The following is a 13,379-nucleotide window of genomic DNA, read 5'->3' on the forward strand; positions in this document are numbered from 1 at the left end:
GTATTGGCACTCAAGTCTCTTGCTTTTTCGAAACCGAAGTTTCGATTCGCTTCAACCGAGCACCCACACTTATCGGTTGTCCAAATTTTTAAAGATCAACTGCAAACTGCTCAACTTCTTACTGCGCACATCCGACTGCGTCGTTTGTGCTGAGCCGGCTATATTACCAACTCAAAAATTTCTGTCAAGCTTTTCATTTTCGCCGCCGCATTTCGCGACAACCAGAACCGCTTGAAAGCCCGCTGCGCCGTTGCTTTCGCTTCGTCAGCAGCAGAGAGGTGAGACTATAGCGACCCCGCCTTTTCGCGTCAACTGCCAGAGCAATATTTTCTGATCCGCGCTCGCTCGCCTACTCACGCTGATAGCCGGAAAGCTGTGTCGCGTCAGTAGCTCGGTGCGGCGACGTAGTTCTCGAAACGCGTACTCTCGCCGCGGAACGTCAGGCGGACCGTGCCCGTTGGGCCGTTACGGTGTTTGCCGACAATCAGCTCGGCCGTGCCCTTGTCCGGAGAGTCCGGGTTATAGATCTCGTCGCGGTAGATGAACATGATGATGTCCGCGTCCTGCTCAATGGCGCCCGACTCACGAAGATCCGACGCAACTGGGCGCTTGTTAGGGCGCTGCTCAAGACTGCGGTTGAGCTGCGAGAGCGCGAAGATCGGCACGTTGAGCTCTTTCGCCAACGATTTGATCGACCGCGAAATGTCGGACAGTTCCTGCGCGCGGTTGTCGGTCTCCTTCAGCGAGGTCATCAGCTGGAGGTAGTCGATGACGATCAACCCTAGCTTGCCGCATTGACGATGCAGGCGACGGCAGCGCGCGCGCAGATCGGTCGGGTTCAGGCCAGGCGTTTCATCGATGAAGATGGGCGCTTCGTGGAGCAGCCCAAGCGCCATCGTGAGGTTCTGCCAGTCATCGTCAGTCAGCTTGCCGCTGCGCAACCGGGTCTGTCGAGTCGCCCAACGGACGCGATGAAACGCATTGCCAACTGGGTCGCGGGCATTTCCATCGAAAAGATCGCAACGGGGAGCTTTGAATGAATGGCGACGTTTTCGGCCACATTCAGCGCAAAAGTGGTTTTTCCCATACCAGGGCGGCCGGCGATAACAATCATGTCGCTGCCGTGCAGGCCCGACATCTTGTCATCTAGATCAACTAGGCCGTAGGGAATTCCCGTGACTTCGTCCGGGTCGTCGCGGTCGTAGAGTTCCTGGATGCGGTCGACCACTTGCCCGAGCACCGGCTGAATCGGCACAAAGCCTGACGCGTGGCGGGCGCCTGATTCGGCGATCTCGAAGATCTTCGCTTCAGCCTGATCGAGCAGGTCCTTGGCATCACGACCGGCAGGCGCGAGCGCATTGGCCGCGATGTCATCGCCGATAGTGACCAGCCGACGCAGAATGCAGCGCTCGCGAATGATCTCGGCGTAGCGACGAATATTTGCCGCCGACGGGGTGTTGTTTGCGATTTCGGCCAGATAGGCAAGGCCACCGATTTGTGCGGCCTCAGCCGACTTGTCGAGCGACTCGAACACAGTCACGACGTCGGCAGGTTTGCCCTGCTCGACCAAGGTGGCGATGTGCCGAAAGATGCGACGATGGTCGTCGCGGTAGAAGTCGCTTTCGTTGACCAGATCAGCGATGCGGTCCCATGCCTCGTTGTCCAGCAGCAGACCACCAATCAAGGACTGCTCCGCCTCGATTGAGTGTGGCGGCAGCTTGAGCTTGGCAAGCAACGGATCGGGCGCGTCGGCGGACATACTGAACTGGGACATGAATTACCTCGAATCGATCGGCGATTCTAACCAAGCACCGACCACTGCGCGGACAACACAAAAAACAAAAGGCCCGCGAACGGGCCCTTTGCTTGACGACGGAAGCGCTTACTGCTGCTGTTGCTGCGCCTCTGCCTCAACTGCCTTTAGGCTCAGGCGAATCTTGCCCTTGTCGTCGGTCTCGATGACCTTGACGCGGATGACTTGGCCTTCCTTGAGGTAGTCGGAGACGTTCTCAACGCGCTTATTCGCAATCTGAGAGACGTGCAGCAAGCCGTCGCGGCCCGGCATGATGTTGACGATTGCGCCGAACTCAAGAATCTTGAGCACCGGGCCTTCGTAGATCTTGCCGATTCGACGTCAGCCGCAATCGCTTCGATCCGGCTCTTGGCGAGTTCCGCCTTGGCGCCATCCACCGAAGCGATGGTCACGGTGCCATCATCCTGGATGTCGATCACGGTGCCGGTTTCTTCGGTCAGCGCACGAATAACCGCGCCACCCTTGCCGATCACGTCGCGGATCTTCTCCGATTGATCTTGATGGTCAGCAGACGCGGCGCGAACTCGGACAACTCGGTCCGGTGCCCGCCATGGCCTGCTTCATCAGCTCCAGAATGTGCATGCGGCCTTCGCGCGCCTGCTCCAGCGCCTTCTTCATGATGGCCGGGTTGATCGAGTCGATCTTGAGGTCCATCTGCAGAGCGGTAACACCGTTTTCGGTACCGGCAACCTTGAAGTCCATGTGCCGAGTGATCTTCATCACCCAGGATGTCAGTCAGCACCGCAAAACGGTTGCCGTCCTTGATCAGGCCCATGGCGATGCCTGCCACGTGATTCTTGAGCGGGACACCGGCATCCATCATCGCGAGCGACCCACCACACACCGAAGCCATCGAGGACGAGCCGTTCGATTCGGTGATCTCAGAGACCACGCGCATCGTGTAGCTGAACTCGTTGTCCGGCGGCAGGGCTGCAACCAGGGCGCGCTTGGCAAGACGGCCATGGCGATCTCACGGCGCTTCGGCGCGCCGACACGGCCGGTTTCGCCGGTCGCAAAGGGCGGGAAGTTGTAGTGGAGCATGAAGCGCTCCTTGTACTCACCGGCGATGGCATCGATGATTTGCTCATCGCGGCCAGTACCGAGGGTCGCAACGACCAGCGCCTGAGTCTCGCCACGGGTGAACAGGCCGAGCCGTGGGTGCGCGGCAGCACGCCAGTACGGATCGTGATCGGGCGCACCGTGCGGGTGTCGCGACCGTCGATGCGCGGCTCGCCATTCAGGATACGGTTGCGGACGATCCGCGACTCCAGGCCGAACAACAGATCCTTGATCTGCGCATCGGTCGGCGCACCGTCTTCACCGGTTGCGAGCGCAGCGATGGTCGCGGCGGTCACTTCCTTGATACGGTCGCTGCGCTGCTGCTTGACCGTCAGGCCGAAGGCTTCGTTCAGACCAGCCAGCGCGAGCTCTTCAACCCTTGGCCGCGAGCGGCCTCATTCTTGGCCGGCGGCTGCCAGTCCCATTCCGGCTTGCCCGCTTCATCAGCCAGTTCGTTGATCGCGTTGATCAGGTCTGCATCTGCTGATGGCCAAAAACGACGGCGCCGAGCATCACGTCTTCCGGCAGCTCGTTTGCTTCCGATTCGACATCATCACGCCAACTTCGGTTACCGGCCACCACCAAGTTCATCTGGCTGGTCTTCAGTTCGGTAACGGTCGGGTTCAGGATGTATTCGCCATTCGCGTAGCCGACGCGGCAGCGCCGATCGGGCCTTGGAACGGAACACCGGACAGCGCAAGTGCGGCCGAAGCGCCGATCATCGCGGGGATGTCGCATCGACTTCCGGGTTCTGCGACAGCACGGTCACCACAACCTGGATTTCATTATAGAAACCATCCGGGAACAGCGGACGGATCGGGCGATCGATGAGGCGCGAGGTCAGCGTCTCTTTTTCGGTCGGGCGACCTTCGCGCTTGAAGAACCCGCCGGGGATACGGCCGCGGCGTAGAACTTCTCCATGTAGTCGACCGTCAGCGGGAAGAAATCCTGACCCGGCTTCGGGTTCTTGGCGGCGACGACGGTGGCGAGAAAACGGTATCTTCAACAGAGACGACGACGGCACCGTGTGCTTGACGGCGATCTCGCCGGTCCTCCATGGTGACCGTCTGGGAGCCGTACGTGAAGGTCTTCTTGGTCGGAGTAGGCAGCAGGGAAATCCTTTCAGTCTGCCCGTCGCGGAGCAACGCCTGCGGCGAATGCCGCGCGTCTGCGCAACGGAGCTTCAAATGGAACAATGCCGGCGTGGCCCGTAGGGCTCGCCGGCATTGCGATATCAGCCGAACCGCGGGAGTTGCGTCGTGATCACGGCTGACAGCCGTCGATTACTTACGCAGGCCCAGGCGTTCGATAACGCTGCGGTAGCGGTCGACTTCCTTGCGCTTCAGGTAGTCCAGCAGCTTACGACGCTGGCTGACAAGCGCGAGCAGGCCGCGACGGGAGTGGTGATCCTTGGTGTGTTCCTTGAAATGACCGGTCAGGTCATTGATGCGGGCGGTCAGCAGTGCGATCTGCACTTCCGGCGACCCGGTGTCACCCTTGGCGCGCTGGAAATCAGCAACGATCTGCGCCTTTTGTTCGGTAGCAATAGCCATCTCTTCTAATCCAGTTGTCTGTGTCTTCAGTCGAGCCGCGCATTATAGCGGCGAATTTTCTGTTGCATCAAGCACCTGCGACGCTCGCAATGAGCCTGCGAGGTGCCAGCCGACCGTCGGGATCCACCCGGCCAAGGCCGAGAAAACGCCCATCGGCAAATACACGGCATTCCACCGCGCCTGGCGGCAGCGGGACAGCGACAGACTGACCGTGCAGAAAACTGCCTGCTGCATCCGGAGCAAGCGGAACAGCAGGCAAATGTGACGCGAGCAGATCGGCCGGACGCAGTGCGTCGGCGCGGGCCTGCTCGCCAGATTCAAGAACTTCGAGCGATACGGCGTGATCGATGACAAACGGACCGATTGCAGTGCGCCGCAAGCCAACGAGATGTGCGCCACAACCGAGCACCTCGCCAATGTCTTCCGCGAGCGTCCGGATGTACGTCCCCTTGCTGCAACACACTTCAAGATCGAACTCATCACCGCACAGCGGACCACATCCGATGCGGTGGATCGTTACGCGGCGCGGCGCCCGCTCAAGCGTCACACCCTCACGCCGCATACTCGTAGAGCGCCTTGCCGTCCGCGCTTGAGCGCCGAGTACATCGGCGGCACCTGATCGATCTCGCCTTCGAATCGAGCAACGACCTCCGCGATCCTGCGCGTCGTCGGTCACCCACCGGTCGTGTGGACGTCACCTCGCCCTCAGCATCGGCCCGTGGTCGTTGTCACGCCGAGCTTCACGCGCGGCAAGGTAGGTCTTGTCCGCATCGAGCAGCATCTGGCTGAACTTGGTGGCTTCACCCAGGCACAACGGCAACAAGCCACTCGCCAGCGGATCGAGCGTGCCAGTATGACCGGCCCTTGGCCGCCCAATAGAGGCGGCGCACGGTCTGCAGGGCGCCGTTCGAACTCCATGCCGGAAGGCTTGTTCGAACAACACGACCCCATCCACTTTCAATCGAGGCGCGCGAGCGGGCCGGTTGCGCACTCATGCGTCCGGCTTCTCCGCCTCGTCGGGCGAGGCACGCGGCTCATCCACATCATCACTGTGTGCGGCGTCGCTACGAACCGCCTCGTCGATCAGCGCGGATAGCTGTGCACCACGCTCGATCGAGCGTCATAAACCCAGTGCAGATCCGGGATCGTGTGAATGCGGATTCGGCGCCCCAGCTCACGGCGCAAAAAGCCGCTCGCACGACGCAGGCCTTGCGCAAGCTCCGGCACGGCACGCTCGCCTTCGATCGTCGTAAAGAATACTTTGGCGTGCGAGTAATCCGGACTCACTTCAACCGACGTCAGCGTGACGAAGCCGACACGGGGATCTTTTACTTCCATGCGGATCAACTCCGCCAATTCACGGCGGATCTGCTCGGCGACACGGTCGCCGCGCGAAAATGTCTTTGCCATACGGCTACTCCTGCCCCATGCAAGGGGCTTCAAACAAAACGGGCCCGTCGCGGGGCCCGTTGGCGCTTCACCGCGACGCGGATCAGAGCGTCCGTGCGATTTCCTGGATTTCGTACACTTCCAGGTGATCGCCTTCCATGATGTCGTTGAAGTTCTTGATCTGCAGGCCGCATTCGAAGCCGAACTTCACTTCCTTCACGTCGTCCTTGAAGCGCTTCAGCGACTCCAGTTCGCCGTCGTGCACCACCACGTTGTTGCGCAGCACGCGGACGCGGGCATGGCGCTTGACGTTGCCGTCCAGCACATAGCAACCGGCCACCGCACCGACCTTCGAGATGCGGAAGACCTGGCGGATCTCCACGGTACCGATGATCTGCTCGCGACGCTCAGGCGCCAACATGCCCGACAGCGCTGCCTTCACGTCATCCACAGCGTCGTAGATGATGTTGTAGTAGCGGATATCAACGTCGAACGCCTCGGCCGTCTTCCGCGCGCCAGCGTCGGCCCGGGTATTGAAGCCGATAACCACCGCTTCGAGGCTTGTGCGAGGTTGATGTCGCTCTCGGTGATGCCACCGACGGCAGCGTGGATGACCTGCACCCGAACTTCATCGGTCGAAAGCTTGGTAAGCGCATGCACCAAGGCTTCCTGCGAACCCTGCACGTCCGCCTTGATGATGAGGGGCAGCGACTTGATTTCGCCTTCCTTCATCTGCTCGAACATGTTCTCCAGCTTCGCAGCCTGCTGCTTGGCGAGCTTCACATCGCGGAACTTGCCCTGACGGAACAGTGCGATTTCGCGCGCCTTACGCTCGTCGGCCAGCGCCATGGCATCGTCGCCCGCAGCCGGAACGTCCGACAGCCAAGAATCTCGACCGGGATCGACGGGCCCGCCTCGTTGATCGGCTTGCGTTCTCATCAAGCATCGCGCGGATCTTGCCGAACGTCGCCCCCGCCAAGACACGTCGCCGCGCTTGAGCGTGCCGCTCTGAACCAGCATGGTCGCAACCGGACCACGCCCTTGTCGAGGCGCGCTTCGATGATGAGACCCTTGGCCGGCGCCTTCTCGGCGGCGGTCAATTCGAGCACTTCGGCCTGCAGCAGCAGGTTCTCGAGCAGGTCGTCGATGCCCATGCCGGTCTTGGCCGACACCGGGATGAACGGCGAGTCGCCACCGTACTCTTCCGGCACGACGCCTTCGGCGACCAGTTCCTGCTTGACGCGGTCCGGGTGTGCATCGGGCTTGTCCATCTTGTTGATCGCAACGACGATCGGCACACCAGCTGCCTTCGCGTGGTGGATCGCCTCCTTCGTCTGCGGCATCACGCCGTCGTCGGCAGCCACCACCAGAATCACGATGTCGGTCGCCTTGGCACCACGCGCACGCATGGCGGTAAACGCCTCGTGACCCGGGTATCGAGGAAGGTGACCATGCCGCGGTCCGTTTCGACGTGGTAGGCGCCGATATGCTGCGTGATCCCGCCGGCTTCACCCGACGCAACCTTGGCGCGACGATGTAGTCGAGTAGCGAGGTCTTGCCGTGGTCGACGTGGCCCATGACGGTCACGACCGGCGCGCGCGGCAGTTGCTCAGCATCCTTGCTCTGCGAATCGTCGAGCAGCGCCTCAGGATCGTCGAGCTTGGCGGCGATCGCCTGGTGCCCCATTTCCTCGACGAGGATCATCGCCGTTTCCTGGTCCAGCACCTGGTTGATCGTCACCATCTGACCCAGCTTCATCATCTGCTTGATGAGCTCGGTCGCCTTGATTGCCATCTTGTGGGCGAGGTCAGCCAGCGAGATGGTTTCCGGCACATGCACTTCGCGCACGATCGGCTCGGTCGGTGCCTGGAAGTTGGTGTCCTGCTGACGGTTGTCCTTGCATGACGGCCGCCGCCACGCGCACCACGCCATCCAGCGGCTCCGCCGCCGGTGTCGCCACGCGTCTTGATCTGGCGACGCTTGGAATCGTCCTCACGGTCGCCCTTCTTGGCCGGGCCCTTCTTCTCTTCCTTCGCGCCCTCAGCCTTGACGGGCTTGTGCAGGGTGCCGGACTTGCCGGCAGGCGCCGCAGCTGCAGCGGCCGGCGCAGCCGGTTGACGCGCCTTCTCAGCAGCCTCGATGGCGCGCTGACGCGCAGCCTCTTCATCAGCCTTCTTGCGCGCTTCGCGTGCCTGCTTCAAGCGCAGCTCTTCAGCCTGAATGCGGGCAAGCTCCGACGCACGGCGTGCTTCGCGTTCGCGAGCCGCGCGCTCTTCGGGCGACAGCATGTCAAGGATCGAACGCGGCGCCGCAGGAGCGGCTTCAGGCGCAGGCTCGGCAGCAGGAGCGGTCTCAACAGCAGCCTCAACGACGGGCGCTGCGACCGGCTCAGGTTCGGGCTCTGGCTGGGGTTCCGGCTCAGGCACGGGCTCCGGCTCGGGTTCGGGCGCCACTTCGACGACCGGCTCGGGTTCGGGCTCGGGAGCCACCTGCACTTCGGGTTCGGCCGCCACAGGGGCAGCTTCCGCGACGACCTCGGGAAGCGTCGAAAGATCTTCCTCGTGGTGATCGAGCGCCTCTTCGCCTTCCGGCTGCGCACCTTCGGCAAGCAGCTCCGAAGGATCACGCTTGACGAAAACGCGCTTCTTGCGCACCTCGACCTGAATCGTCCGTGCCTTGCCAGTGGCATCAGAAGCCTTGATCTCGGACGTCTGCTTGCGCGTCAGCGTGATCTTGGCTTTCGGAGCCGTTTCTCCATGAGAGCGACGCAGATAGTCCAGCAAGCGCGCCTTGTCGGCTTCGCTCACTCCATCGTTTTCGCCCGACTTTGCAACACCGGCCTTTTGCAACTGCTCAAGCAAGACGGATGCAGGCATCCTCAGCTCGCTGGCGAACTGCGCCACGCTCATTTCTGCCATATACGAAACAACCTCCGTCTTACTCGAACCAGTGCGCACGGGCCTTGGTAATCAGGTCCTTGGCACTTTCTTCGGTGATACCCGCAATCTCGGTCAGCTCGTCGACGGCAAGGTCAGCGAGATCGTCGCGGGTTTTAACGCCGGCACGCGCCAGTTTGGCGGCGAGCGGCTTGTCCATGCCTTCGAGTGCCAGCAAGTCTTCAGCGACATGCTCGAGTTGCTCCTCGCTGACGATGGCTTCGGTCAGCAGAACGTTGCGGGCACGTGTCCGCAGTTCGTTAACCGTCTCTTCGTCAAAGGCTTCGATTTCCAGCATTTCAGAAAGGGGGACGTAGGCGATTTCCTCAAGAGGTGAAGCCTTCGTCAATCAGGATGTCGGCGACTTCGTCGTCCACATCGAGTTTCTCAGTGAATGCGCTACGCAGACGGCCGCGCTCGGCCTCGCTCTTCTGCGTGCTCTCTTCCACCGTCATCAGGTTGATCTGCCAGCCCGTCAGCTCGGACGCGAGCTTGACGTTCTGGCCGCCGCGGCCGATCGCGATCGCGAGATTGCTCTCATCGACCACCACATCCATCGCATGAGCTTCTTCGTCGACCACGATCGACGACACTTCGGCCGGCGCCAGCGCCTTGATCACAAATTCCGCGGGGTCGGCTGACCACAACACGATATCGATGTTCTCGCCACCGAGCTCATTGCGCACCGCGGTAACCCGCGAACCACGCAGGCCGACGCAAGTGCCGATCGGATCGATGCGGGCATCGTTGGCCTTGACCGCGATCTTGGAACGCATACCAGCATCACGTGCGCAGGCCCTTGATTTCGAGGAGGCCGTCTTCCATCTCCGGCACTTCAAGCTCGAACAGCTTGGTGACGAACTCCGGCGCGGTGCGCGACAGGATCAGTTGCGGACCGCGGGCGCCACGGGCGATTTCCTTCAGATAGGCGCGCGTACGGTCGCCCACGCGAAGGTTCTCCTTCGGCACCATCTGGTCCTTGGGCAGAACTGCTTCGAGGCGGCCGACTTCGACGATCGCGTTGCCACGCTCCATGCGCTTAATGTTGCCGGTGACGAGATGCTCGCCGCGCTCGAGGAAGTCATTCAGGATCTGCTCGCGTTCGGCGTCGCGGATGCGCTGCAGGATCACCTGCTTGGCCGCCTGCGCACCGATACGGCCGAAGTCGATCGGCTCGAGCGGTTCTTCGACGTACTCGCCAACCTGGATGTCCTCGAACTGCTCGCGTGCATCGATGATGCCCATCTCGGCCTCATCGTTCGTCACTTCGGCGTCCGGCAGCACCAGCCAACGGCGGAACGCTTCGTGAGCGCCCGTCTCGCGGTCGATCGTGACACGCACATCGGCGTCGTCGTGAATGCGCTTTTTGGTGGCCGAAGCCAGCGCCGACTCAAGCGCCTGGAAAACGATCTCCTTGGAGACGTTCTTCTCGCGCGACAGCGCATCGACAAGCAGCAAAACCTCGCGGCTCATTGCATCAACCCCTCAAATCTCTCAAAACTTGGGAACGATCCGCGCACGCTCGACATCGTCGAATGCGAAGCGCTGCTCGCCGGTTGCGGTCTCAAGGATCACGGTCTCGCCGTCGACCCCTCTCAGGGTGCCGCTGAAATTGCGTTGATTGGCGACTGGGATCCGCACGCGCAGCTGGACTTCCTCGCCAGCGAAGCGCTCGAAATGCGCCAGCTTGGTCAGCGGGCGATCAAGCCCGGGCGATGAGACTTCCAGCCGGTCGTAGTCGATGTTCTCGACCTCGAACAGACGGGTCAGTTGGTTGCTGACGGTTGCGCAATCCTCGACGGTAATGCCCTCAGGCTTGTCGATGAACACGCGCAGAAGCCGGCCACGGGGCGACGACTCGATGTCGATCACCTCGAAACCCAGGCCCTCGGCCGTCTTTTCAATCAGCAGTTTCAGATCCATGCGCCGCTACAAACAAAAAGTGGGCGCAATGCCCACTCATCAAAAAACAACAATCGCGGCCCAAAGCAATGCGGCCGCCAGATCGTATAACCGGCGAGAGTTTAGCAGACCTGGCGTGCCACGTAAATGCGTTTACTCGGCAACCGGCGGCTTGCGCGGCCGACGGCCACGACCAGCTGGGCGCTTGCGTGCGCCGGCTTCACCTTCCGGACGCGGCGCAGCCCCATCCTGCGGGGCGGGCGCGCCTTCGGGACGCGGCGGGCGCGGCCCGCCTTGCGGCTTCCTTGGTTTGTTCGGGCGCTTCGGGCGGCGCGGCTCAGCGCCCTGCTCCGGCCTCACGCCATCAACCGGCGCATCAGCACGCCCGACTTCACCGGGCTGACCTGCCTCGACCGGACGTGCACCGCGTGGCGGACGGGGCCCCTTGCCGCCCTGCGGGCGCGGCCCTTGCCCACCTTGCGGACGCGGACCACCGCCTTGCGGGCGTGGGCCACCATCGCCGCCACGGCGACGACCGCCTTGCGGCGCGCCACGACCGGGCGCGCGATCGCCACGCGGGGCGCCGCCAGGATTGAGCGGGCGCACGCCGGGGACGGCCAGGCGCTGCGCCTTGGCCCAAGCCTCGGCGTCTTCCGCCTCCAGATCGACCTCAAGCTGATGCTCGTCCGGCTCTGCAAACGGCGATTCAGGCTCGACATCCTCCGGCAGCGCCGCCATCAACGCACGCACATCGGCGTCGGACATCTCAGTCCAGGCGCCGCGCTTGAGCTGACGCGGAAGCTGGACCGGGCCATAGCGAACACGCATCAGCCGGCTCACCGTCAGCCCAACCGATTCAAACATGCGACGCACTTCGCGATTGCGACCTTCGGAGATCGTGACGCGATACCAGTGGTTGCTGCCCTCGCCGCCGCCATCGTGCAGCGAGTTGAAACGCGCTTCGCCGTCTTCAAGGGCGACGCCCGTCGTCAGCGTGGCTTGTTGTTCTTCGGTCAGCTCGCCAATCACGCGCACTGCGTATTCGCGCTCGAGTTCGTAGCGCGGATGCATCATGCGGTTGGCCAGATCGCCGTTGCTGGTGAAAAGCAACAGGCCGGAGGTATTGAAGTCGAGTCGGCCGATCGCGATCCAGCGCCCGCGATTGAGCACCGGCAGGCGCTCGAAGACCGTGGGACGGCCTTCCGGATCGTCGCGACTGACGATCTCGCCCTCCGGCTTGTGGTACATCAGCACACGCGGCGCGCGTTCGGTGAAACGGATGTTCACCAACTTGCCGTTGATCTTGATCCGATCGCCCGGGCCGATCTTCTGACCGAGCCCTGCGGGCAGGCCATTCACGCTGACGCGGCCGGCGATGATCCACTCTTCGAGTTCGCGCCGCGAACCGTAGCCGGCTTCAGCGAGCAGTTTGTGCAGTCGCTGCGGCTCGTAGGCCTCAGCCTGCGCCTTGACGCCACGGCCACGGCGGCCAGGCGCGGGTGCGTTGCTATTCCGCCGCTGCTGCGGGCGCGGTTTGCGTTGCGGTATCGACAAGATCCATCACCTTTTCAATTTCGGCCAGAGGCGGCAGCTCGGTGAGGCTGCGCAGGCCAAGTTCATCCAGGAAGCGTCGCGTGGTGGCGTACAGGCCCGGGCGCCCCGGGGTGTCGCGATGGCCGACAACATCGACCCATCCGCGCGATTCCAGCGTTTTCAACACGTTCGGAGAGACGGCAACGCCGCGAATATCTTCAATATCGCCTCGCGTGACCGGCTGACGGTAGGCGATGATCGCCAGGGTCTCCAGAACAGCACGCGAATATTCGGCGGTTTCTGTTCGCGCAACCGATCGAGGTAGGGCTGGTACTCCGCACGAGTACGGAAACGCCATCCGGTCGACAGTTGGGCTAGTTCGGCGCCGCGATCATTCCAGCGCTCACGCAGGGTTTCGAGCAGGCGGCGAATCAGATCCGCATCCAACTGCTCATCGAAGAGCCTGCGCAGCTCGGCCATTGCAAGCGGCTCGGCGGCTGCCAGAAGGGCAGCTTCCAGCACGCGCAAGGCAAATTCGAAGTCTATCGAATCTTCGGCTTGCACCGGAATGCCAGCTTCAGTCGGCATCCGAGGTGTTAAGTCTGACATAAATCGGCTCCAGAGGTGCAACCTGGCTGACAACAACCAGGCGCTCCTTCACCAGTTCCAGCACGGCAAGGAAGCTGACAACCAGCATCGGCACGCCCGCCGTCAAATCGAACAACTCGACGAAGGGTTGGAATTGGCCACCGCCGAGCTGGCGCAGGATGGCGGTCATCCGTTCGCGAACCGAGAGTTCCTCACGCTGGATCGTGTGGTGACGGGTCAGCTTCGCCTTACGCACGAGACCCAGCCAGGCGACCTGCAGATCGTGCAGGCTCACTTCAGGCAAACGTTCCGCCACCTTTTCGGCCACCCACACGGTGACCCATTCGTAATCGCGCTCCACCCGCGGCAGTGCATCGAGTCGTGCGCCGGCGATCTTCATCTGTTCGTATTCGAGCAGCCGGCGCACGAGTTCGGCACGCGGGTCGGCCTCCTCCGCTTCCGCCTGGGCAGGCCGCGGCAGCAGCATGCGGGACTTGATCTCGAGCAGCATCGCGGCGATCAGCAGATACTCGGCCGCAAGCTCAAGGTTGCTGCGGCGCATTGCCTCGACGTACTTCAGGTACTGCGCCGTCAGCGGCGCCATCG

6 protein-coding genes and 8 pseudogenes are annotated in these 13,379 nt (G+C 62.3%); all 14 read right to left on the minus strand.

Annotation, left to right across the window (positions count from 1 at the left end):
• Positions 1 to 383: 383 nt before the first annotated feature.
• Positions 384 to 1,774: pseudogene (gene dnaB, locus JY500_RS22005) on the minus strand (replicative DNA helicase).
• Positions 1,775 to 1,882: 108 nt separating this feature from the next.
• Positions 1,883 to 3,930: pseudogene (pnp, locus tag JY500_RS22010) on the minus strand (polyribonucleotide nucleotidyltransferase).
• 225 nt (positions 3,931 to 4,155) lie between these two features.
• Complete coding sequence (gene rpsO / locus JY500_RS22015; protein WP_172204726.1) at positions 4,156 to 4,425, minus strand: 30S ribosomal protein S15; 270 nt, start codon at positions 4,423 to 4,425, stop codon at positions 4,156 to 4,158.
• Positions 4,426 to 4,492: 67 nt separating this feature from the next.
• Positions 4,493 to 5,416 (minus strand): annotated as a pseudogene (truB, locus tag JY500_RS22020) (tRNA pseudouridine(55) synthase TruB).
• Positions 5,417 to 5,835, minus strand: a pseudogene (gene rbfA / locus JY500_RS22025) (30S ribosome-binding factor RbfA).
• An 82-nt stretch (positions 5,836 to 5,917) separates the two neighbouring features.
• Positions 5,918 to 6,256, minus strand: a complete 339-nt coding sequence (locus tag JY500_RS22495; RefSeq protein WP_425493216.1) for an EF-Tu/IF-2/RF-3 family GTPase — start codon at positions 6,254 to 6,256, stop codon at positions 5,918 to 5,920.
• Between the two features lie 54 nt (positions 6,257 to 6,310).
• Positions 6,311 to 6,834, minus strand: a pseudogene (locus tag JY500_RS22500) (translation initiation factor IF-2); the annotation flags it as partial.
• Positions 6,753 to 7,223 carry a GTP-binding protein gene (locus JY500_RS22505; protein ID WP_425493217.1) on the minus strand — a complete coding sequence of 157 codons (471 nt, stop codon included), beginning with the start codon at positions 7,221 to 7,223 and terminating at the stop codon, positions 6,753 to 6,755. The gene JY500_RS22505 and the pseudogene JY500_RS22500, both read right to left, overlap by 82 nt.
• Before the next feature lie 348 nt (positions 7,224 to 7,571).
• Positions 7,572 to 8,732, minus strand: coding sequence for a translation initiation factor IF-2 associated domain-containing protein (locus tag JY500_RS22510; protein WP_425493215.1), 1,161 nt, complete (start codon positions 8,730 to 8,732; stop codon positions 7,572 to 7,574).
• Between the two features lie 19 nt (positions 8,733 to 8,751).
• A pseudogene (gene nusA / locus JY500_RS22040) lies at positions 8,752 to 10,223 on the minus strand (transcription termination factor NusA).
• 21 nt (positions 10,224 to 10,244) lie between these two features.
• Positions 10,245 to 10,673, minus strand: coding sequence for a ribosome maturation factor RimP (gene rimP, locus JY500_RS22045; RefSeq protein WP_206255170.1), 429 nt, complete (start codon positions 10,671 to 10,673; stop codon positions 10,245 to 10,247).
• Between the two features lie 681 nt (positions 10,674 to 11,354).
• Positions 11,355 to 12,206: pseudogene (rluB, locus tag JY500_RS22265) on the minus strand (23S rRNA pseudouridine(2605) synthase RluB); the annotation flags it as partial.
• A pseudogene (gene scpB, locus JY500_RS22055) lies at positions 12,160 to 12,665 on the minus strand (SMC-Scp complex subunit ScpB). The pseudogenes scpB and rluB, both read right to left, overlap by 47 nt.
• A 97-nt stretch (positions 12,666 to 12,762) precedes the next feature.
• Positions 12,763 to 13,379, minus strand: a 617-nt coding sequence (locus JY500_RS22060) for a segregation and condensation protein A (RefSeq protein WP_206256575.1), incomplete at its 5' end; no start/stop codon positions are given.

It is taken from the genome of Niveibacterium microcysteis (genome assembly GCF_017161445.1).
GTDB classification, from domain to species: domain Bacteria; phylum Pseudomonadota; class Gammaproteobacteria; order Burkholderiales; family Rhodocyclaceae; genus Niveibacterium; species Niveibacterium microcysteis.